Source organism: Paenibacillus oryziterrae (genome assembly GCF_042610485.1).
In the GTDB taxonomy this organism is placed as follows: Bacteria; Bacillota; Bacilli; order Paenibacillales; family Paenibacillaceae; genus Paenibacillus_AQ.
Genome location: NZ_JBGJZO010000027.1, coordinates 16,929 through 36,978 on the forward strand (window position 1 = coordinate 16,929; position 20,050 = coordinate 36,978).

General features: G+C 49.3%; 23 protein-coding genes. 11 read left to right on the forward strand and 12 right to left on the reverse strand.

Going from position 1 to position 20,050, the window contains the following annotated elements; genetic code table 11:
• The first annotated feature begins 9 nt into the window (after positions 1 to 9).
• The gene (locus ACAN55_RS20770) at positions 10 to 1,536 is read left to right on the forward strand and encodes a protein adenylyltransferase SelO (protein ID WP_379137366.1); all 1,527 of its coding nucleotides are present in this window, start codon (positions 10 to 12) and stop codon (positions 1,534 to 1,536) included.
• A 47-nt stretch (positions 1,537 to 1,583) separates the two neighbouring features.
• On the opposite strand, the gene infC is transcribed toward ACAN55_RS20770, so the two are convergent.
• The 5 genes from infC to ACAN55_RS20795 all read right to left on the reverse strand — a co-directional run bounded on the left by infC (position 1,584) and on the right by ACAN55_RS20795 (position 5,971).
• The gene (infC, locus tag ACAN55_RS20775; protein ID WP_379137369.1) at positions 1,584 to 2,099 is read right to left on the reverse strand and encodes a translation initiation factor IF-3; all 516 of its coding nucleotides are present in this window, start codon (positions 2,097 to 2,099) and stop codon (positions 1,584 to 1,586) included.
• A 505-nt stretch (positions 2,100 to 2,604) separates the two neighbouring features.
• Positions 2,605 to 2,835: a small acid-soluble spore protein Tlp gene (gene tlp / locus ACAN55_RS20780; RefSeq protein WP_379137371.1), complete on the reverse strand. Its 231-nt coding sequence runs from the start codon at positions 2,833 to 2,835 to the stop codon at positions 2,605 to 2,607.
• Positions 2,836 to 2,972: 137 nt separating this feature from the next.
• Positions 2,973 to 3,932, reverse strand: a complete 960-nt coding sequence (locus tag ACAN55_RS20785) for a catalase (protein ID WP_379137374.1) — start codon at positions 3,930 to 3,932, stop codon at positions 2,973 to 2,975.
• A 90-nt stretch (positions 3,933 to 4,022) separates the two neighbouring features.
• Complete coding sequence (locus ACAN55_RS20790; RefSeq protein ID WP_379137377.1) at positions 4,023 to 5,294, reverse strand: sensor histidine kinase; 1,272 nt, start codon at positions 5,292 to 5,294, stop codon at positions 4,023 to 4,025.
• Complete coding sequence (locus tag ACAN55_RS20795; RefSeq protein ID WP_379137380.1) at positions 5,294 to 5,971, reverse strand: response regulator transcription factor; 678 nt, start codon at positions 5,969 to 5,971, stop codon at positions 5,294 to 5,296. Before ACAN55_RS20795 ends, ACAN55_RS20790 begins: the two co-directional genes overlap by 1 nt.
• A 278-nt stretch (positions 5,972 to 6,249) precedes the next feature.
• On the opposite strand from ACAN55_RS20795, the gene ACAN55_RS20800 reads away from it, so the two are divergent.
• The 3 genes from ACAN55_RS20800 to ACAN55_RS20810 are packed head-to-tail and all read left to right on the forward strand — an operon-like array spanning position 6,250 to position 9,802.
• Positions 6,250 to 6,993, forward strand: a complete 744-nt coding sequence (locus ACAN55_RS20800; RefSeq protein WP_379137383.1) for a polyphosphate polymerase domain-containing protein — start codon at positions 6,250 to 6,252, stop codon at positions 6,991 to 6,993.
• Positions 6,986 to 7,669, forward strand: coding sequence for a DUF4956 domain-containing protein (locus tag ACAN55_RS20805; protein WP_379137387.1), 684 nt, complete (start codon positions 6,986 to 6,988; stop codon positions 7,667 to 7,669). The genes ACAN55_RS20800 and ACAN55_RS20805 overlap by 8 nt, the downstream gene beginning before the upstream one ends.
• 24 nt (positions 7,670 to 7,693) lie before the next feature.
• Positions 7,694 to 9,802, forward strand: coding sequence for a carbohydrate-binding domain-containing protein (locus tag ACAN55_RS20810; RefSeq protein WP_379137389.1), 2,109 nt, complete (start codon positions 7,694 to 7,696; stop codon positions 9,800 to 9,802).
• A 296-nt stretch (positions 9,803 to 10,098) separates the two neighbouring features.
• On the opposite strand, the gene ACAN55_RS20815 is transcribed toward ACAN55_RS20810, so the two are convergent.
• From ACAN55_RS20815 to nudC, 3 genes are read right to left on the reverse strand one after another with little or no spacing between them, the layout of a single operon-like run.
• Positions 10,099 to 10,446: a VOC family protein gene (locus ACAN55_RS20815; protein ID WP_379137392.1), complete on the reverse strand. Its 348-nt coding sequence runs from the start codon at positions 10,444 to 10,446 to the stop codon at positions 10,099 to 10,101.
• A 30-nt stretch (positions 10,447 to 10,476) separates the two neighbouring features.
• Positions 10,477 to 11,229, reverse strand: coding sequence for an SDR family NAD(P)-dependent oxidoreductase (locus tag ACAN55_RS20820; RefSeq protein ID WP_379137394.1), 753 nt, complete (start codon positions 11,227 to 11,229; stop codon positions 10,477 to 10,479).
• A gap of 43 nt (positions 11,230 to 11,272) precedes the next feature.
• Positions 11,273 to 12,112 (reverse strand): NAD(+) diphosphatase, encoded by an 840-nt coding sequence (gene nudC / locus ACAN55_RS20825; protein WP_379137396.1) that lies wholly within the window; start codon positions 12,110 to 12,112, stop codon positions 11,273 to 11,275.
• 190 nt (positions 12,113 to 12,302) lie between these two features.
• On the opposite strand from nudC, the gene ACAN55_RS20830 reads away from it, so the two are divergent.
• Positions 12,303 to 13,169, forward strand: coding sequence for an SDR family oxidoreductase (locus ACAN55_RS20830; RefSeq protein ID WP_379137399.1), 867 nt, complete (start codon positions 12,303 to 12,305; stop codon positions 13,167 to 13,169).
• A gap of 236 nt (positions 13,170 to 13,405) precedes the next feature.
• Positions 13,406 to 14,509, forward strand: coding sequence for an acyltransferase family protein (locus tag ACAN55_RS20835; protein ID WP_379137401.1), 1,104 nt, complete (start codon positions 13,406 to 13,408; stop codon positions 14,507 to 14,509).
• 77 nt (positions 14,510 to 14,586) lie between these two features.
• On the opposite strand, the gene ACAN55_RS20840 is transcribed toward ACAN55_RS20835, so the two are convergent.
• Positions 14,587 to 14,913, reverse strand: coding sequence for an ArsR/SmtB family transcription factor (locus tag ACAN55_RS20840; protein WP_379137403.1), 327 nt, complete (start codon positions 14,911 to 14,913; stop codon positions 14,587 to 14,589).
• Position 14,914: 1 nt separating this feature from the next.
• Positions 14,915 to 15,340, reverse strand: a complete 426-nt coding sequence (locus ACAN55_RS20845) for an SRPBCC family protein (protein WP_379137406.1) — start codon at positions 15,338 to 15,340, stop codon at positions 14,915 to 14,917.
• A gap of 206 nt (positions 15,341 to 15,546) precedes the next feature.
• Here ACAN55_RS20845 and ACAN55_RS20850 point away from each other — a divergent pair, with 206 nt between their 5' ends.
• Positions 15,547 to 15,888 (forward strand): zinc ribbon domain-containing protein YjdM, encoded by a 342-nt coding sequence (locus tag ACAN55_RS20850; protein WP_379137409.1) that lies wholly within the window; start codon positions 15,547 to 15,549, stop codon positions 15,886 to 15,888.
• Between the two features lie 73 nt (positions 15,889 to 15,961).
• Here ACAN55_RS20850 and ACAN55_RS20855 read toward each other — a convergent pair whose 3' ends face one another.
• The gene (locus ACAN55_RS20855; RefSeq protein WP_379137412.1) at positions 15,962 to 16,390 is read right to left on the reverse strand and encodes a MarR family winged helix-turn-helix transcriptional regulator; all 429 of its coding nucleotides are present in this window, start codon (positions 16,388 to 16,390) and stop codon (positions 15,962 to 15,964) included.
• Positions 16,391 to 16,508: 118 nt separating this feature from the next.
• Between ACAN55_RS20855 and ACAN55_RS20860 the strand changes: the two genes are divergently transcribed.
• Together ACAN55_RS20860 and ACAN55_RS20865 are read left to right on the forward strand one after the other, a co-directional pair.
• Complete coding sequence (locus ACAN55_RS20860) at positions 16,509 to 17,096, forward strand: NAD(P)H-dependent oxidoreductase (RefSeq protein ID WP_379137414.1); 588 nt, start codon at positions 16,509 to 16,511, stop codon at positions 17,094 to 17,096.
• 228 nt (positions 17,097 to 17,324) lie between these two features.
• Positions 17,325 to 18,074, forward strand: a complete 750-nt coding sequence (locus ACAN55_RS20865; protein WP_379137418.1) for a WecB/TagA/CpsF family glycosyltransferase — start codon at positions 17,325 to 17,327, stop codon at positions 18,072 to 18,074.
• 29 nt (positions 18,075 to 18,103) lie between these two features.
• Here the strand turns inward: ACAN55_RS20865 and ACAN55_RS20870 are convergent, their stop codons facing one another.
• Positions 18,104 to 18,922, reverse strand: a complete 819-nt coding sequence (locus ACAN55_RS20870; RefSeq protein WP_379137420.1) for a CPBP family glutamic-type intramembrane protease — start codon at positions 18,920 to 18,922, stop codon at positions 18,104 to 18,106.
• Positions 18,923 to 19,144: 222 nt separating this feature from the next.
• Here ACAN55_RS20870 and ACAN55_RS20875 point away from each other — a divergent pair, with 222 nt between their 5' ends.
• Together ACAN55_RS20875 and ACAN55_RS20880 are read left to right on the forward strand one after the other, a co-directional pair.
• Positions 19,145 to 19,522 carry an ArsR/SmtB family transcription factor gene (locus ACAN55_RS20875; RefSeq protein WP_379137424.1) on the forward strand — a complete coding sequence of 126 codons (378 nt, stop codon included), beginning with the start codon at positions 19,145 to 19,147 and terminating at the stop codon, positions 19,520 to 19,522.
• A complete protein-coding gene (locus ACAN55_RS20880) occupies positions 19,519 to 20,028 on the forward strand; it encodes an SRPBCC domain-containing protein (protein ID WP_379137427.1) in 510 nt (169 codons plus the stop codon). Before ACAN55_RS20875 ends, ACAN55_RS20880 begins: the two co-directional genes overlap by 4 nt.
• Positions 20,029 to 20,050: the final 22 nt, after the last annotated feature.

Consider the following 20,050-nt stretch of genomic DNA (forward strand, 5'->3'; position numbering starts at 1 on the left):
GGAGATACCATGAAGGAGAATAAGGAAGCTATAGAAGCTGGAATAGAACTAGGGATAGGACCCGAAACAGAAACGAATAGATTACCCGGATGGAACTTGGATAATAGCTATGCCCGCCTGCCGGAGGTTTTGTTCACCACAACCCTTCCGGGTTCTGTCCGCTCGCCGGAGCTGGTCATTCTTAATGATGCGCTTGCGGCATCGATGGGGTTAAACGCCGGAATGCTGCGCAGCGGAGAGGGCATTGCGGTATTTGCCGGTAATCGTATTCCTGAAGGGGCCCAGCCATTGGCCCAAGCGTATGCCGGTCATCAGTTCGGGTATTTCACCCTTCTGGGGGACGGCCGGGCGATACTGCTAGGCGAACAGATTACGCCTGAAGGCGGGCGGCTGGATGTTCAACTGAAAGGTTCCGGCAGAACACCGTATTCCCGCGGCGGCGATGGCCGGGCTACACTGGGGCCTATGCTGCGCGAATATATAATCAGTGAAGCCATGCATGCGCTAGGCATACCTACAACCCGAAGTCTGGCCGTTGTGACCACAGGTGAGACTGTTAACCGGGATACCAGCCTGTCGGGAGCCATTCTAACCCGCATTGCTTCGAGTCATCTTCGTGTGGGTACGTTTCAATATGCTGCAAGCTGGGGAACGCAAGAGGAGTTGCGGGTCTTGGCAGACTACGCCTTGGACAGACATTTCAAAGACATCGACGACACCAGCGGGAACCGATATCTGGATCTGCTCCGGGAAGTGGTTAAGCGGCAAGCTAGCCTCATAGCCAAGTGGCAGCTTGTCGGCTTCATTCACGGAGTTATGAACACCGATAATATGGCCATTAGCGGAGAAACCATTGATTACGGTCCTTGTGCGTTTATGGATAACTATGACCCGGCAACCGTATTCAGCTCCATTGACCGCCAAGGCCGCTATGCCTATGGCAATCAGCCCCAGATCGGGGCGTGGAATCTGGCGAGACTTGCCGAAGCTATGCTGCCGCTGCTGGACACTGATGAGGCGCAGGCTGTACAACTTGCTGAAGATGCGATCTCGGAGTTCGTGGATTTATTTAATGAGCAGTGGCTGGCTGGAATGAAGGGGAAGCTGGGGATTTTTGGAGCAGAGCAAGAGGACGAATCGATGATTAGAGATCTGCTCGATATCATGAAGAAACACCAGGCGGACTATACGAATACGTTCCGGGCCCTGACATTGGATAATCTTGAGGAGACGGCACTCTCAGGCATCCCGGAATTCACCCGATGGCATGAGCAGTGGCAGGCCCGGCTAAACCGGCAGGAGGAATCAAGGGCAGTTTCCCAGCAATTGATGCGCAGCAGCAATCCCGCCGTGATTCCCCGCAACCACCGGGTGGAAGAGGCGCTGGAAGCTGCGGTAGACCACGGGGATTTCTCTGTCATGGAGCGTCTGCTGGATGTCCTTGCAGCTCCGTATGCGTATACCGCTGAACAGGAAGAGTATGCTGCCCCGGCATCGAAGTCAGCCTGCCCGTACCGGACCTATTGCGGGACATGAGGCAGTGTGGAACCCAAAAAGCTGTGCAGCGCTCGATCCAGCAACACTCAGCGTGGATTTAATTTCACTTGAGAACCTTTGCCGCCTGTCTGGATTCCGGTATCCTTCACGCCGGCTTCCTTCAGGTCGGCCACCAACCGCTCAATCACTGTCTTAGCGGCAGCCGCTTCTTTCGCACCGGATGCCTTCACAACCAATTGTACCGGCTTGCCGGAACGGAGATGCTTGTCCGCTTGCCGGAGCTTTGTATCATAATCATGCTCTTCGATATGGGCAGTGAAGCGCAGCTCCTTGACCTTCTCCTTGCTGCTTCCCCCGGAAGCACGCCCGGAATCCGCTTTTCGCGCCGCATTGTCTTTCTGCACGGCAGCTTTCCCTTTCCCCTTCGCCATCAGGCTGCAAGGCGGCGGGCTGCTCATTAGCGAAGTGCATACCAGGTCCGCTCCTTGTGCGCGGGCCATCGCCAGTGCCTCTTCCCGGGAGACCACTCCCAGCTTCTCGCCTCTAAGTCCGGTCAGCACCACCTCGGATGCTCGGATCTGTTCATTGATTAATACTGCCACGTGAAATGAAGCCTCCCTTTATAACAATGATAAAGCTATCATATACGGAACCACCCTGTGATTCAATTATCTGCATAAAGGCGCTGTGCTCGGCACCATTTTGAGTATGCGGCTTGTTTTCAGCAATACTAAATATCTAATGAAACTCGCATTATCCCTTTACTATTGAGGTTATAACCACTATCAGAAGGGCCATCATGTTCAAATCGATCCACTAAGCTAAGTCAGAGAGTTGACGAATATGTATCCTTGATCTCGCTATCTCTATAGTGCCGTCTAAGAGGAGACCAGAGCCAAACGCCGGGAAGAGATGATCAAAGTGCTGGGTGCCGGATACAAAAGCATGGATCTCTACCGCAGAAGATAGAGGATTAACCCAAACGGCCCAACCCGGCTGCAGGTGGATCACTTGGGTTGAAATACAAGAAAGCATAAGCTTCACATTATACTTTATCCGAGAAACGGGTACCGCCCCTATAAGGACGGTACCCGTTTCTTCATAACTTTATTGTTGCTCCCGCGCATGTGCGGCTTCATCTTTTACTTCTTCCCGGAAGCCTTGGATACTTTGTTTCCGGCGGTCGTTCTTTTCTTCAATTTGGCTGCGTTCCTCGCTGCTGATCTCGGAGGAATACTTGGTTAAATAATCTTCAGCTTCATGAAGGTTCTCCTGGGTGTTCTGAATACTTTGCTGCAAATGTTCGACATTATCTGCCCGGTTATCCGGCTTTGCCATTTCGTTATCGCCTCCTGGTCATTGAAGCGCTCATGGGAGCACTAAACATTAGATTGAGCGTGACCGGAGGTTTTTATGCACAATCGCAGAGGTATTATCACCAGCGATTCGAATGGTCTTGTCCCCGGACATCCGGGTTATCGGCCATTCTGGCGTCTGCTGAATGACTCGGCATACGCAGCATGGCGGAAATGAAGGATGAGGTCCTCCGATAAAGCCATGCCGGCAGGAATTGCTGTCGGGTCCATGATCAGCCCTTCCGGCTCGTTGATGATTTCCGATACATGCAGGCGGCCCAAATCTATTCGTTCACGGTCATCCGGCCAGGCCCGGGTGGGATCATCGGTAGGATCTCCTTCCTGACCGAATACAGCAACCAGCTGAAAGATTGCAGGCTCATCCTTGAACCGCAGCTCCAGATCCTCTTCCAGATAGTTATCCGGCTGCTGCTGCGCTTCTTTGACGGTGAAGGTCCGTACACCTGATTCGGGTACCCATTCGAACTTTACAGGACGGTGGATGCCTTCCTGATCCACGAAGTAGTAAGCATGAATGCAAAAATAACGGCTTTCGGCGTAACTGGCAGGCGGCTGTAGTTGTTTGATAGCGAGAAAGCTTTCTTTGCTTTCTTTGAAGTGGATGGTGATCTCCTTGATGAGGTCAAGCACACCTAAACCGCTAACCTGCGCATGGTGGGCGGCGCGGGTGATTTCCAGAAACGATTGGGGTGTCCGGGCAAAAAAGACCGGAACCGTTACCCCGACCAGACTGGTTACGCTGCCGTCCGGAAGGCTGAATTGAACAGCCATTCCTTTGGCTGGAGACAGCAGATCTGCCAGGGCCGGATCGGTAGAGCTGCCGGAGAACCTTACAATGGCATTGATTTGATCTTCCTGCAGATGAGGTGCGGCAGTGAACGGAGAGGCAAGGCCGCTCGGGCGGAAGAACGCCCGGCAGCACGTGCCTTTGGCGTGTGCACGGCGGTATCCGGGGTGCACCCCGGATAGGTCTTCAATGGCATTCACGGCTTGTGTTGGCAGGTCAGGTTGTTCCTCAGGACGGGCAATAGGGACTTCGTGTGAATCCGGTTCATGCATATCGATCATCCTCCCGGTTAGTTTCTAATCGACGTAGCTTCCCCTTTATTATTATTACCACGGCCTTTTCCCCGTTAAACCACCATGAATTCAGAGCTGAACATAGAAGGTAGTAGATTCACCTACTACACTTTTAGCGTAAATTTTCCCTTTATGTTGTTCAATAATCGATTTGGCAATCGCCAGTCCGAGGCCGTGGCCACCCTGCGTGCGCGTTCTGGATGCATCCGTGCGGTAGAAGCGGTCAAAAATACGGGTTAGATGCTCAGGAGCTATACCATCCCCGGTATTGGTGACGGATAGCATAATGTCGTTATGCTGTTTTTTCAGGGAAATGATAACTTCGCCCTTAGGGTTCGTATATTTCACGGCATTGTCCACGAGGATCATCACCACTTGCTTAATCTGCTCACTGCTGCCATGCGCGGTCAGGTCAGGCTCAATATCGTATTCAAGTGAAAGCTGCTTCTCAAAGAACACCGCCTCCATCGTCAAAATGATATGTTCTACCGCATCGCTCATATTGAACGTCGTGAAGACCATATTCGTTTTGGAATCATCCATTTCCGTTAGATACAAAAGATCGCTGGTCAGGTTGGCCATCCGTTCCGTCTCAGATTTGATGTAGTGAAGCCACTTCGACTGATTGTGAATGGTATCTTCCTGATTGGCCAGCAGAACATCCGCATTGGTATTAATGATGGCGAGCGGCGTCTTTAATTCATGGGAAGCATCGGCGATGAACTGCTTTTGTTTATAGAAAGCTTCCTTCACGGGTTGAATCGAACGGTTAGCGAAGAAACGGCTGGCAAAATACAGGGTAATCAGCATCACTGATCCGACAGCTGTGAACGTGTATATCAGTTTCTTCAGAATTTCCTGCTGCGCGGTGATATCGAGAAATACAAGCATATGCCCGTCTGCCGTTGGCTGTTTGGTATAAATCCAGTGGCTCCCGTCGAGATTGAACTCCCCGGTGTCCTTATTGATAGATACCGCTTCTTTCAGGGCTTGCTCATAAAACTCACTATCCATCTGAAATTTGGAATCAGAGGAGGTCAGCTTCCACTCGGCATCCGTCCGCAGCATGAAAGAGACGGATCTTTCGGGCGGTGAATCGCCCTTGTTCATAGGGCCTTTGTCCATAAGTGACGGATCGGTAAATGCTCCACCAGATTGCTTGTGTCCGGCGGGTCCATCGCCATCTCTATGAAAATCGAGGATCCGGTTCAGCTCCATATTAATGTCGCTTCTTACATCCTGATAAGTAATGATGTATATGGAGCCGAACGCCACAAGCATGATCAGAGAGATCGTGACAAGGTTAACGATGAGGAACCGGTTTCTGAGCTTCGTGAACATTACGTTGTCACCTCAAGTACATATCCCACGCCACGGATCGTGCCGATGCGCACGGCCGAGTTCAGGAAGGTGAATTTTTTTCTCAAAAAAGAGATGTAAACCTCCACGTTGTTGTGCTCCACTTCGGAATCAAAGCCCCACAGCTTCTCGATGATCTGCTCCTTGGAAGTTACCGCCTGTTTTCTTACGATCAAGAGCTCCAGCAATTCACTTTCCTTTAAATTCAGCTTGATTTCTTTGCCCCCGGCAGAGAGCTTCAGCGTGGACGTATTCAGTTCGATATCCCCGAATCTTAAAGCATCGTCCGGCAGCACCTCGCCTTTACGCCGCAGTACCGCCCGAATTCTGGCCAGCAGCTCTTCCGAGGAAAAAGGTTTGGCGATGTAGTCATCCGCTCCAAAATCCAGCCCGGTCACCATATCGGTAATCTCTCCCTTTGCGGTAAGAAAAATAACAGGAGTAGCCACGCCTTCGTTCCGCAGCTTCTTCAATACTTGAATGCCATCCAGCTCCGGCATCATAATATCGAGCAGCAGCAAATCATATATCCCGCTTAATGCGAAATCCAGCCCCGATCGTCCGTCATGGACAGCGTCTACTGAATAATTATGTTTCTTCAATATTTGGGTCAGCGCCTCCGCCAGATGAAGCTCATCCTCTACAATCAATATTCTCATGGGCATGCCATCCTCTGTTTAAAATGTCTGCTTGTTTACTTGCTTCATTATAGCAAGATTACCTTTAACCAACCTTAACAACCGGGGCCGGAAGTCCAACATTCACCGTAGTTACACCCTCCAAATAAAGATCCGGAGGACGATTATCATCGCAATGTAAAAAAGATTCGGCGAATGTAAAACCATTTAAGATTCACTAAAGGTTAAGCCGCTAAGATACAGACATGAGCAGCACGGGTAAAGCTCGAAGCACACGATACAGAAAGGATCTGAACCCTATGGCGATTGAAGTATTCAACCGGTATGAGAACAAATATTTGTTCGATACGGAGGCTTACAACAAACTATACAATGAACTGCTGGAATATATGGAACTCGATGATTACAACAAGATGCATGACTTTTATTCCATCACCAATTTGTATTATGACACCGCGAACGATGCATTGATCCGCAATAGCCTGGCGAAGCCTAAATATAAGGAAAAGCTCCGCTTAAGAGCTTACGGTGTACCAGGCCAGGACGCCAAAGTATATCTGGAGATTAAGAAGAAGGTCTTCGGCTTGGTCAACAAGCGGAGAACGGGGCTTAAGCTGAATGAAGCCTACGAATTTGTCCGTACAGGCATCGCGCCAGAGTATAAGGATTACATGAACCAGCAGGTTATCAATGAAATCACCTACTTCTTAACGCGGTATGATTTACAGCCTAAGGTGTATCTGGCCTACGAGCGCAAAGCACTCTTTTGCAAAAACAACCGTGATCTCAGAATCACCTTCGATACGAATATCCGCAGCCGCCGTTATGATCTGAAGCTGGAGCATGGTACCCATGGCGAGCATCTGCTGGAACCGGGCCAATGGCTCATGGAAGTGAAGGCGGAGAAGACCATTCCGATGTGGCTGTCCAAAATGCTCTCGGAGCATCAGATGTACCGCACAAGCTTCTCGAAGTACGGCAACGAATACAAGAAAATGCTGAAGAACAGTAAAATCGAAACGGAGAGTGCCCTTTATGCTTGATTCCATCTTCAATACTACACTAACAACGACAGAACTTACGTTTACAAATGCACTTATAACCATTCTAGTATCCATCGCACTTGGCGGAATCATCAGCTTAACCTATATGAAGACCAATCCGAACGGATTCTCGCAAAATTTCACGTTGACCATGGTGCTGCTGCCCTCGATTGTGGCAATTATCATCCTCCTTATTGGCAGCAACGTTGCCAGAGCCTTCAGCCTTGCTGGAGCCTTCTCCATTATCCGCTTCCGAAGCGCGCCTGGCGATCCTAAAGATATCTCTTATGTACTGTTTACGATGGCCGCCGGCCTTGCCTGCGGAGTAGGTTCCTTCGGATATGCGGTACTATTCACAGTCATCCTGTGTACACTCATGTTTATCCTCAGCCGTATCAACTTTGGTGCCAATAAAACGACTCAGAAGTTGCTTAAGGTAACGATCCCAGAGAATTTGGGATATGAGGAAGCCTTTCAGGATGTATTTAAGAAATTTAATGTCGGCTACGAGCTTCGCAAGATCAGAACGACCGAGCTTGGCAGCTTATATGAGTTGGTATATGGCGTAAGAATCGATGAGTTCACCAATCAGAAGGAATTCCTCGATGCAATCCGCTGCCTGAATGGCAATTTGGATATCTCGCTGACGATGACGCCTTCTACCACAGACTATTAAAAAGACCGAGAGGAACGATGATAGATGAAAAAGATAAGCGCAATTAGCAGATTAGGGTTGGTGTTCCTGTGTGCAGCAGTAGTATCCGCATGCAGCGCCGCAAACGGCGCGCAGACGAATGACGGGACGGCCGCTGCAGTCACAGCGGCGCAGACCTCCACTTCAGCAGCGGCCCAGCTTGTCAGCGCAAAGGTGGGGGACGTTGTAACCTTTGACGATGATGATCATGTTACGGATTGGACTGCGGAGAACTCCACCGCTATTGAACTTAGCGGAACAAGTGCTACGGTTAACGGCTCCGGGGCAGCAGCTAAAGACGGGACAGTAACCATCACGGCTGCGGGAACTTACGTATTAAGCGGCAGCTTAAGCGACGGACAGATCGTGGTTGATGTTCAGGAAGAAGGAGCTGTACATCTGGTATTAAACGGTGTAGATATTCACGATAACGATAACGCTCCAATCTATATTAAAGCAGCGGACAAAACGATCATTACACTGCAGGAAGGTACAGAGAACGTAATCTCAGATGGAGCAACCTATGCCATCACGGATGCTTCCTCCGATGAGCCAAGCGCGGCGATCTTCAGCAAGGGCGACTTAACCATTAACGGAACCGGCAAGTTGTCAGTTAAAGCAACCTATAAAGACGGAATATCCAGCAAAGATGACCTGAAGATTATGGAAGGCACGATTGAAATTCAAGCAGCGGATGACGGTATCGTTGGACGCGACCTGGTTGCTGTTCAGGAAGGGAGTCTAACCGTTACTGCATCTGGAGACGGGATCAAGGCAACCAATGAGAAAGATACCTCCAAAGGATTTGTGGCTATAGCTGCGGGCACCTTTGATATCCAGGCCGGAGCCGATGGCATTCAAGCCGAGACGAACGTAATAATTGACGGCGGCACGTATAAGGTGGTAACCGGCGGCGGCAATGTGAATGCTGAAGTGAAGGTGGAAGAGGGCTTCGGTAACAGAGGCCAGCAGCCGGCAGCGGCAACTACGGAAACGGAGACAACAGAGGCTGAATCCACAAGTACAAAAGGGCTTAAAGCCGGAGCAGATATTCTGGTGAATGGCGGAAATATAACGATTGATTCTGCAGACGATGCCATCCATGGCAACGGCAATGTATCAGTAACCGGTGGAGAATTGCAGCTTGAAGCCGGCGACGATGGAATTCATGCAGATTCGCTGCTGTCCTTATCCAGTGGCACCGTCAACATCAAGAAGAGCTATGAAGGGATTGAAGGCGCGAATATCACTATTGCCGGCGGCAAAGTCTATATTACTGCCTCTGATGACGGTGTGAATGTGTCCGGCGGTAATGATACGGCTGCTGAAGCCCAGAACCAAGACCCATTCAGCGACACAGGCAACAATATGCTGACCATCAGCGGAGGAAATGTAGTAGTGAATTCATCCGGCGACGGACTCGATTCCAATGGATCTATGACCATGACTGGCGGCACCGTAGTGGTAAGCGGACCAACCGAGAATAACAATGCCCCCCTGGATTTCAATGGTACCTTCGTGGTGAGCGGTGGACTTCTCGCGGCGGCAGGAAGCTCAGGGATGGCTCAAGGACCATCCGAGGATTCCACACAATACTCGATAGCGATGACTTACCCGCAGACACAGAAGGGTGGAACGCTGGTTCATCTGGAGGACAGTGAGGGCAAGACAATTATAACCTTTGCCCCTGCCAAGGATTATCAATCGGTAGTAATCAGCTCGCCGGGCTTGAAAAAGGATGGCTCCTACACCCTGTACTCAGGCGGAAACTCGACAGGTACCGTAGTAGACGGGTACTATGCAGACGGAACATATGCAGATGGAACGAAGGCCGTGCAGTTTGATATCACAGACAGCATTACAACCTGGTTAAATGAATCAGGAGTAACGACTGGCGGGGGCACAGGCTTTGGACCTGGAGGCGGTGGAGGCGGCGGCCAACGACCTGAAGGCGGAAGACAGGGTGGCATGAAAGGAACACCACCCGAAGGATTCACACCGCCTGATGGCGCAGCACCACCCGAAGGATTCACACCGCCTGATGGCGCAGCACCACCCGAAGGATTCACGCCGCCTGATGGCGCAGTACCACCCGATGACGGCACAGCGAAATAATACGGTTGATGGCATTCCTTGCATATCAAATCTAGTGAACATAGAAAGAAGCTGGCGCATTAGCGTCAGCTTCTTTTTAGAATAGGCTCTGTTATGAGCTGAAGGAACTTAACAAAAAGGCAAAGGTAACGAAGGGGGATTTTTGGAACTGGAGGAGCGGTAGCGTCCGCCTTTGTCTCCGGATTTCAACTGCGAACAGCAGTTTTAATCAAGAAATCGGGAGACAACAGCGGCCGGAGGTCCAAACATTCACCGTAGTTATCGCCTCAGCCGTATAGTAATTGAATGACAACTCGTTATTTCTCCCAAAGCTCGATCAGCCGGCCTTCAGGATCTTCAATCCAAATAAACGTCCCGAATTCGCTACTCTCTTGTTCCTTGGCAAGGGGTACACCAATTTGTTCAAGATGCTTCATCATCTCATTTAGATCTTCTACTTGGAAATTTAACATCACTTGTTGTTCCGTCGGGAAGTAACTGTCATTCGCAGTAAAGAAAGAAAAGATCGTCTCATTTCCGGATTGGGGCTTAATCACAGTCCCGTTCCAATCGCCTATTTCAAGCTTCAACACTTCACTGTACCATTTCTTGATCACTTCAAGATTCTTCGTTCTCCAGAATATCCCGCCGAAACCTTTAATCATCGTATTCAGCTCCTGTCTGACATCAGATTCTTAAATGACATAAGGTGTTGCTTCTAGAGTCTCCGCTTTGGCTACAGCTTCCTCCAGCGTCATTCCGGTATAACTCTGCGCTTCAAAGAAACGTCCGCTCTTCTTGTCATTCACAAAGGCACCAACTGTAATGCCCGGAATGACACTTTCCACCGCATTGTGGGCTTGCGGCCCGCCTAAGTCGGTTCTGCACCAGCCCGGATCAGCCAGGTTCAGCATCACATCGGTACCTTCCAGTTTGGGTGCCAGATCCTTTGTGAACTTGTCGAGGGCTGCCTTGCTCGCTGCATATCCGGCTTGCTGCGGTTCATTTTTAATTCCGCTGGTTGTGTTGATCACCCGCCCGAAGCCCCGCTCAATCATCTGTGGAATCAAGCGGTTACATATCGTAACGATAGAAATAAAGTTAATGCGGAAGCTCATGTCGAAGTCTTCGACTGGAGTGTTCCAGTAATCCGTGCGATATGCGATTTGCACAGCAGCATTGTTAAAAACAATATCGACCACTGTACCCTTAGCTTCGATCTCATCCAGCATGGCTACAACCTCTTCGTGATTTGCAAGCTCGGCTTGTACACAGTATGCGTCCACACCAAGCGCTTTCACTTCTTGCTCGACCTTTTGGGTATGTTCGAGACTTCTGCTGTGCAAAATGAGATTGCACCCTTGCTTCGCCATAAATATGGCAGTCTGATAACCGACTCCTCTGCTGGCGCCGGTAATCAGAGCCCATCTTCCTTTAACGTTGACCATCAGATTAGCTCTCCTTCAGTTCTAATGAGAATACCATTCAACTTTAACAATGATCCACCAGCCAATCAATCATTTTCCGGGCGATGCTGACCCTCGGTGGAATGACAGGAAGTGCAGACAGACTGAACCAGTCGGCATGTTCAATTTCTTCACCGTCCACGGCAATTTCACCACTGTCATATTCGGCCAGAAACCCGACCATCAGCGAATGGGGGAAGGGCCACTGCTGGCTGCCGAAATAGCGGATGTTTGTGACCTTGAGGCCGACCTCTTCCATGATCTCGCGCTGCACGCAGTCCTCCAGCGTCTCACCCGGTTCAACGAAGCCGGCAATCAGCCCGTACATATGATTCTGAAAATGGCGGGCGTGGGCCAGCAGGATCTGATCACCCTTGAGAATAGCTGTAATAACTGCCGGGGCAAGCCGGGGATAACTGATAAGCCCGCATTGCGGGCAGCTGCGTGATCTTTCGCTCTGTGACAGTGTAGTTGCTGTTCCGCATTTGCCGCAGAACTGATGCGTATCGTCCCAGGCCAGGATTTGAATACCTTTTCCCGCCAGGTGAAACAGATCTTCATCCAGCACATCATATAACAGCCGAAGCGGATGAAAGGACATACCTTCAGGCTCCGTCGCGTCAGCTGGAACTTCTGAGGTGAAGCAGGGAATTCCATCGAATGTCCCGAGGTAAATGGTTCTGGCGGGGCAGACCATAATCTGATCTAGCGACTGCGCGATAGGAATTCCAGTCGATCCGCCGTCCTCAGTAATAAGAAGTCTGCCGGAGCTGAAAATGAGCCAGCAGGACGAACCTCTATACTCAGAGACGGGAACAATTGCCGGGATATACCGTTTATAAATACTCTCGATTGGTTTCATCATTAAGCAGTACCTTTCTGGACCTGCGCGGTCGAAATGGACGATTCTCGGCTCTGGTCATCGGCATATTTTCTATTAAGAATAGCAAATAGTGGGTGTTGGGACAAACTGGCGCTGACCAGGGATTGACATCTGCAAAACATGTAACTACAATGGTTACAGGATTACAATAAATATACGGAGGTTATTTGATATGAAAATCGCATTGACAGGCGCAACCGGACAGTTTGGCTCTATTGTGGCAGAGACTTTGCTTGAATCCGTAACCCCGGAGAATTTGATCGCCAGCGTAAGAAACCCTGAGAAAGCAGAGAACCTGCGTGCCCGGGGCGTAGACGTCCGGCATGGGGATTTTGATAAACCAGAGACACTGGATGCCGCCTTTGAAGGGGTCGAGCGGCTGCTGATCGTATCAACCGATGGCGATAATGATACCCGTATCCGCCAGCATAAAGCAGCAGTGGATGCCGCTGTCCGGGCAGGTGTGGGGTTCATCGTCTACACCAGCGTAGGGCACGCTGACAGCAGTCCGTTATTCCTTGCTCCTGTGCACAAGGCAACGGAAGCCTTTATCCGGGAGTCAGGCATACCTTACTCCTTCCTTCGCAACAACTGGTATCTGGAGAATGAAACAGCTTCTATTCAAGGTGTTTTGGCGGGAGCGCCATGGGTAACCTCGGCAGGATCAGGTAAGGTTGGCTGGGCCACCCGCCGTGATTATGCACAGGCAGCGGCTGCTGTTCTGACGGGTGAAGGTCATGAGAATTCCATTTATGAATTATCCGGCACACCGGCAACGCAGGAAGAACTGGTAGCGGTAGTGGGTGAGGTACTGGGTAAAGACGTTGTCGTGCAGCAGGTAGATGACCAAACATATTCGGACATTATGGCGAGTGTGGGGGTGCCGGCAGGGGCCTTGCCTTTCGTAGTAGCTATTCAAGAAGCCATTCGCGAGGGAACGCTGGATATCGAGAGTGACGATTTCGAGAAGCTACTGAAGCGTCCGCTTACCTCCCTGAGTGCAGGCGTAACAGAAATCATAAATCAGATTAAAGCCTAAACCAATGTGCAGATGCCCCTAGTGAATCTACTTCCTCCGTTGTAGATGAGTGTAGATTGGTACTCTTTCCCAGCCGACAGGAGGAGATTCATAGGGGCAATCCACTGAAAGTGTTTCATATAACAAGGAGTACCCAGAAGACAGGTAGTTTATGTATTTTGCCTGCTGACGGCTATCCATTGTCCTGCTATGTGATTTATAATGGCAGTATCTCAATGGAAAATTAGGTGAGCTTGTTGGAACAACGGAAGTATATCGGAGATTTGGCAGCTACAAGAATGAACAACTTTGATTTTTTACGGTTTGCGGCGGCTTCTGCCGTGATCTTCTCCCATGCCTATCCGCTTTCTTGGGGAAATGATAACAATGAACCTCTGTTTATGTTGTCAGGTGGACAAGTGACCATTGGACGGATTGCTGTGGCGATCTTTTTTATCATTAGCGGGTTCTTGATCACCCAAAGTTATGACAGGTCAAAGAGCTTTGTGTCTTTCGCCAAGGCGAGAATTTTACGGATTTTCCCGGGGCTTCTGTTTGTGCTCCTGCTGTCTGCTTTTGTATTAGGCCCTCTGGTTTCATCAAAGTCCGTGTCGGCCTATTTCGCTGACCCCGGTACCATGCATTATCTGAAGAATATATTCCTGCATCCGATGATCTATCCCTTGCCAGGTGTTTTTGATACCACAGTGTACCAGGGCGCAGTGAACGGGTCGTTATGGACACTGGAATTTGAATTCTTGTGTTATATCTTAGTGGCTGTGCTAGGCTTGCTGAGACTATTAAGAAAAGAAATTGTACTGATATTTGCGGTAGGCGTATTCTTAGCTCCCCATCTGCCTTTCCTTGTGAACCGTTATTATTTCACGACGAATACCAGCTTGGAATTAATTCGTTATTTCTCCATGGGCATGTTGTTCTATAGTTTCCGTAAATACATTCCTCTGCATAAGTACCTTGCCTGGTTATCTACGGCGATGATTCTCATTAGCCTTGCGTTTCCTTCACACTTTAAATTGGTTTTTACCGTGTTTGGCACTTATCTGATCATGTATCTTGCTTTTAAACCGACGGTAAGAATCCGGGACTTTGCTAAAAAGGGTGATTTCTCTTACGGGATCTACATCTATGCTTTTCCGGTACAGCAATTCATTTCTTACTGCTTTGGAACAGGAATAACACCCGCGAGAAGCATGCTGTTCAGCTTCCCCCTCGCACTTGCATTTGCCGTATTGTCCTGGCATCTAGTGGAGAGAAATGCACTGAAGCTGAAGAATACAACCTTTATTCCAAGACGCAAACAAAGTGGCGATGAGGATACACAGATCAAACAAGCCGTGTAAATTCTGCTGCATCACACCAAAAAGCCCGGTCCGCTTGATTCAAGCGGACCGGGCTTTTGTTGTACAAGGGCTAAACTTTAATCGTTGTCTGCTTCCACCAAGTCCTTCAGGGCAGAGAGCTTATCATCCCAATACGCTTCAAAGAAGGATAGCCACTCTCTGATCTCAGTCAGCGGTTCCGGCTGAAGTCTATACCTTGTCTCCCGTCCAACCTTCTGGCTGTGGACCAGACCGGCATCGGACAGCACAGTCAGGTGCTTGTTGACCGCTGTACGGGTAATCGGAAAACATTCGGTAATGGCCGCTACCGGCATTTCCTTATCGGCAAGCAGCCGCAGCAGCCTGCGGCGGGTAGGATCGGCAATCGCCTGAAACACATCATGCTTAAGCGCTGGAGCCCCCAACTTAGGCCTCTACATATTGTACAAGCTTCTCATTAACAATACTTTCCCAGCCGCCATTCATGACTTCACGGATGACTGCATGCGGTTTGCCAAACTCATTGACCTTCTCAGGGTCCCAGCCGGAGTGGATCAGGGTGAACTCGGTGCGTCCGTCTTCCAGAGCTTTTAATTCAAAGGCCAGCTGCCAATCCTTGCCCCAGTCGATAGCGACGCGGTTCGGAGGATCAATCGCTGTTACTTTACACGGAGAATCTCCGAAAGGCCCAGCATGAAGGGTGAATTCATATCCCAGAACAGGTTCGAAGTTATTCGCCATCCACCAGGCGGCAATGCCTTCCGAAGTGGCAACAGCATTCCATACTTTTTCAATTGAAGCCTTAAGTATAACGGTTTTACGAATTTCCGGTATTGTTCCTTGTGATTGCATGAAGTACCTCCTGAATATAATGTGACACCATTTAGTGTTACTAGTAATATAACACCAAAAGGTGTTATATTACTAGGCGGAAATCTACACCAATTTCAGCTATAGTGTATCCTGTTCGACCGGGACAATCCACAGCCTGCCATTGCCGGATGACGAAGACTATGGCAGAATATAAGCTTATAAAGAATTGAAGGAGATATGAACACATGAGTGCTTTACCTAATTGCCCTAAATGCAACTCCGAGTACACGTATGAGGACGGAAGCCTGCTCGTTTGCCCGGAATGTGCCCATGAATGGACACTGGAAGCGGAGGCTGCTACCAATGAATCAGGAAGAGTTATCAAAGACTCCAACGGAAATATTCTAAGCGATGGGGATTCTATCACGATTATCAAGGATCTCAAAGTTAAAGGAAGCTCCTCTGTCTTGAAGATCGGCACAAAAGTTAAAAACATCCGTCTGGTTGACGGAGATCATGATATTGATTGCAAAATCGACGGTTTTGGAGCGATGAAGCTGAAATCGGAGTTTGTGAAAAAGATATAGACTGTTATGAGACAGGTAAGGCCATCCTCTTGGATGGCCTTTTTTGATTTGCCTGCAGACGAAGGTATGCAGATCAGTAAAATACTTTCTTCTGCAGCAGATCAAGTGCCCGTTCGATTTCTTCGCGTTCTTCCTCCGTAACGGTCTCCATTCGCTGGGCGAACCGGACTTCAATAAGCTGAAACGATTCGTTCATCAAGGCTTCACCTGCTTTAGAGAGCCGGATGCCTTGTTTACGCCGATCGGTGGGGTCCACAATTTTCTCGCACAGCTGCTTCTCACTTAATTTCCGCAGCTCGCGGCTCGTATTTGGCATGGACATGTGCATGCAGTCGCTGATTTCGCTGAGGGTTACTGGCTGGCTGAAGACAATGTATTCCAGAATTTTATACTGAAGGGGCGTTAGTGTGTTGCTTTTCACCCCTTTAGACATTTCATTTGTTACTTGATGGACCGCAGCGGTAAACGCCACGAATTTATGAAATAGACCATTCTTGTCCATAGGATCACCTCAAGTAAAACCATAACAAAATAATTATCAAAAAACAATTATCATTTGACAACAAAAAACGTATTGTGATACGCTTTACTTATCAAATGATAAGTAAAGGGGTGCTGATATGAACACGCTGATCATTTATACACATCCGAATCATCAAAGCCTGAGTTATGCTTTTTTGCAGGAGATTATACGGGGAAGCAGGGAGAACGCCAACGTAGAGAACATTCAGGTGCTTGATTTGTATGAGGAAGGATTTAATCCGTTATTGGTCTTCGGAGAGCAAAAACGCAGACGTGATATGCATGCCGACCCGGAACTGGCCAAATACCGGGAGCAGCTGCTCTGGGCCGATCAGATCGTAATGGTCTATCCCATCTGGTGGGGGCGTCCGCCGGCGATGCTCCTGGGTTATATTGACCAGATGTTCGCTTCCGGATTTGCGTATCGGGATAAGGGTGGCTTGATGCCGGAGGGGCTCTTGAAGGGAAAATCAGTGGTCTGCGTATCCTCCATGAAAGGCCCTGCGGGCTATCCTCTCCTCTTGCTCCATAATGCACACAAGGTACTGATGCGGAAGGCTCTGTTTAATTTTGTGGGAATCCGGAAGGTGAAATTCTTCGAATTCGGCAGTATGGAGAGCCCGCGCGGCAGGCACCAGAAGAAACTTCAGCGGATATACCGGTATTTCCGGACGGTTAAGGCCTAAAATAGGAAATAACACATATAATCTTTCACTTTAACAACCATAAATTACACCTTATCATTAGCGGTGAGTTCAGTAGTGTCCGTAAGGGAGATGTTTTTACAATGATCCGGGCGGACACTATATGATAAGGTTGGAGACTGCGGGCACGCTATCTAAGATACATAACCCAACCTTGTGATTAGCGCTACGAAGCTTGTGAGGTGAGCGTAACAAAGGAGCGGCGACACCATGAACAGTACGGTTTCGATATTAGGCATTCCTTTCTCTAAATTGACACTTGATGAGACTGTGCAGCATTTGACCGGATGCATCGAAGACCACCATCCCCGGCCCTATCACTTAATCACGGCTAACCCTGAAATTGCGGTTGCCAGCCAATCCGACGAGCTGCTGAGAACCATTATTCAAGAGGCTGATCTTATTGTACCGGATGGAATCGGCATTGTGCTGGCATCGAGAAGAAGAAGGGACCCGATCCCTGAACGGGTTACAGGGTATGACCTGCTGCTGCGGCTGCTGCAGGAAGGCAATGAAAGAGGCTGGAGCTTCTATTTCCTGGGGACAGATGAAGGGACCAGCGCTCAAGCAGCTCAAAGGATATCCACAATGTATCCGAATCTGAAAATCGCCGGCAGACATCATGGATTTTTTACCGAAGCAGAGGAGTCTGATATCCTTTGGGATATTCAGCAGTCCAGACCGGATGTTCTGATCCTCGCTATGGGTGCGCCGTATTCAGACAAATGGTTCTATAAACATAAGGCAAGGTTTGTGGGGATTAAGCTGGTGTTTGGTGTTGGGGGAAGTCTTGATGTGATATCGGGAAAAGTAAAGCCGGTGCCGGGTATCTGGAGAAGGCTTAATCTCGAGTGGGCGCACCGGCTGTTATTTTCCCCTGTAGCCAAAGGACAGAAATCGAGATGGCGCAGGCAGTCGGCGTTACCCAAATTCTTGTACCGTGCTATCCTTAAAAGATAAACGTCATCATTGTTGTTAGTATATAAGGCTCAGTCTGCGGGGACCCCGTTTGGCTGGGTCTTTTTGAATACCCAAATGGACAGAAGGGCGTAGCAGAGAATACCCACAATGCCGGTATCGCCTGCAAGATATTCCGTTGCAGGTGTAGCGGCCGAGCTGATTGCGGCAAATACGGCCCAGGCCAGATTATGGCTTGTATGCAGGACGGACGAGGGCCATACGCTGCCGCTTACCATCCGTACATAACCTATAACGGGTGCCAGTGCGACCGTTGATAACACCATTAGAGTGAGAATAATAGCCTTGTTGCCAAGATTGTGATATTGCGTTGTGAAGAGGATCATGGGGAAATGCCAAATGCCGTGCACAAGCCCGGTAATCAGCGAAGCTTGCTTAAATCCCAGGGAGGCAGATAATTTCGGGAATAAATAGCCACGCCAGCCCAGCTCTTCGCCGAGAGAGTTTGTGAGCACATTAGAGATAAAGATGATCAAGATTGCAACGGGGAAGGCCTTCAGGCTGAATCCGAGGATGGTGTCAGGTGTAATGAGATCAGCGAATCCACCGGTCCAGACAATACTATAACTCAGGGCAATGGGAATAATAGGCACGATTAAGGAGAATAGCCACAGCTTAATGCCTGTTTTATGCAGTCCAAGCTTCTTCCAGCCTGCTTTGTGATATCCTTCTCCGGTCACCAGGAACATCATAATGAAAGTGGCAACCGCGGGTATCATCATGTAAGCGAAAGAGTTGATGTCCGGCACTTGGCTAAGAGCAAGACCGAGAACCAGCACCAGAATAATGAATACGACGGACTGCTTGAGTGCGTCCAATGGTTTAAACATAACGACTCCCCTTTTTCGGTGGTTTAGCGAAGCTTGGTAACCTGGCGATGTGTAAGCGGGATGTATGTTCTGTGCTTTATGTTATTCTATGCCCCATCATAAATGGTTATGGAGATCAAATTACATGAACGTTGTCACAATTTTAAATATTCCTTGACCGGAATATTCCTTATGCGGTATATTAAAGGTGTAGAACATTTCGCTAAAAGGAACATCAGAATCATGAAAACTGTCATATTCAGCGCATTATCGGAACCGAACCGCCTGCACATCGTCGAGCTTTTGAGAAGCGGACCCTTGACTGTAGGGGAGATTGCCGCACAGTTGGAGCTGCGTCAGCCTCAGGCCTCCAAGCATCTCCGGGTACTCCTCGAAGCAGGACTGGTCGAAGTCGAGGCGGTTGCCAACCGCCGGAATTACCGGCTTCGCCCGGAACCGTTTCAAGTGCTGGATTCCTGGCTTGAGGGCTACCTCAAGGTATGGAATGAAAGGTATGACCAACTGGAGCTTTACCTGCAGAAGCTGCAAGCCGGAGGGAATCAGGCGCAAGACGAGAAGAGTGAACGGATAAACCCAACCCCTAAGGAGGAAAAGCAATGACTAACAAAATGATAACCCGGGTAGAAGGTCTGGAATTGGTGCTGGAGCGTGTATTTAATGCACCCCGTGAGCTCGTATTTAAGGCATTTTCGGAAGCTGAGCATTTGAAGCATTGGTGGGGGCCGCGGGGCTGGAGTGTTCCTTATTGCACCGTTGATTTTCGTCCGGGCGGTGTGTGGCATTACTGCATGAAGTGTGAGGATGAGAAGCAGGGTGATTTCTACGGAATGGAATCCTGGGGTAAGGCGGTTTATGGGGAAATCTCAGAACCGGAGCAATTCCTGTACACTGATTACTTCTCGGATGCAGAAGGAAATGTGAACACAGAGCTTCCCTCCTCGGGAATTACGATGATTTTTGAAGAACATGGAGGCGTCACTAAGCTCATCAGCAAATCCAGTTACGAATCACCTGAAGCCCTGCAAACTGTTCTGGATATGGGCATGGAGCAGGGAATTAGCGAAACCTGGGACAGACTGGATGAATACCTGCCGACTATGCAATAAGCGCATCACCAATCGTATATCA

Bases quoted from the DNA above. Each gene is read 5' to 3' on its own strand.
- ACAN55_RS20870 (WP_379137420.1), bottom strand. From the start codon at position 18,922: ATGTTTAAACCATTGGACGCACTCAAGCAGTCCGTCGTATTCATTATT.
- ACAN55_RS20845 (WP_379137406.1), bottom strand. From the start codon at position 15,340: ATGCAATCACAAGGAACAATACCGGAAATTCGTAAAACCGTTATACTT.
- ACAN55_RS20795 (WP_379137380.1), bottom strand. From the start codon at position 5,971: ATGAGAATATTGATTGTAGAGGATGAGCTTCATCTGGCGGAGGCGCTG.
- ACAN55_RS20805 (WP_379137387.1), top strand. From the start codon at position 6,986: ATGCTTGATTCCATCTTCAATACTACACTAACAACGACAGAACTTACG.
- ACAN55_RS20815 (WP_379137392.1), bottom strand. From the start codon at position 10,446: ATGATTAAAGGTTTCGGCGGGATATTCTGGAGAACGAAGAATCTTGAA.
- ACAN55_RS20880 (WP_379137427.1), top strand. From the start codon at position 19,519: ATGACTAACAAAATGATAACCCGGGTAGAAGGTCTGGAATTGGTGCTG.
- ACAN55_RS20785 (WP_379137374.1), bottom strand. From the start codon at position 3,932: ATGCATGAACCGGATTCACACGAAGTCCCTATTGCCCGTCCTGAGGAA.
- ACAN55_RS20770 (WP_379137366.1), top strand. From the start codon at position 10: ATGAAGGAGAATAAGGAAGCTATAGAAGCTGGAATAGAACTAGGGATA.
- ACAN55_RS20855 (WP_379137412.1), bottom strand. From the start codon at position 16,390: ATGGACAAGAATGGTCTATTTCATAAATTCGTGGCGTTTACCGCTGCG.
- ACAN55_RS20850 (WP_379137409.1), top strand. From the start codon at position 15,547: ATGAGTGCTTTACCTAATTGCCCTAAATGCAACTCCGAGTACACGTAT.
- ACAN55_RS20875 (WP_379137424.1), top strand. From the start codon at position 19,145: ATGAAAACTGTCATATTCAGCGCATTATCGGAACCGAACCGCCTGCAC.
- nudC (WP_379137396.1), bottom strand. From the start codon at position 12,112: ATGATGAAACCAATCGAGAGTATTTATAAACGGTATATCCCGGCAATT.
- ACAN55_RS20810 (WP_379137389.1), top strand. From the start codon at position 7,694: ATGAAAAAGATAAGCGCAATTAGCAGATTAGGGTTGGTGTTCCTGTGT.
- ACAN55_RS20830 (WP_379137399.1), top strand. From the start codon at position 12,303: ATGAAAATCGCATTGACAGGCGCAACCGGACAGTTTGGCTCTATTGTG.
- ACAN55_RS20860 (WP_379137414.1), top strand. From the start codon at position 16,509: ATGAACACGCTGATCATTTATACACATCCGAATCATCAAAGCCTGAGT.
- ACAN55_RS20790 (WP_379137377.1), bottom strand. From the start codon at position 5,294: ATGTTCACGAAGCTCAGAAACCGGTTCCTCATCGTTAACCTTGTCACG.
- tlp (WP_379137371.1), bottom strand. From the start codon at position 2,835: ATGGCAAAGCCGGATAACCGGGCAGATAATGTCGAACATTTGCAGCAA.
- ACAN55_RS20820 (WP_379137394.1), bottom strand. From the start codon at position 11,229: ATGGTCAACGTTAAAGGAAGATGGGCTCTGATTACCGGCGCCAGCAGA.
- ACAN55_RS20800 (WP_379137383.1), top strand. From the start codon at position 6,250: ATGGCGATTGAAGTATTCAACCGGTATGAGAACAAATATTTGTTCGAT.
- ACAN55_RS20865 (WP_379137418.1), top strand. From the start codon at position 17,325: ATGAACAGTACGGTTTCGATATTAGGCATTCCTTTCTCTAAATTGACA.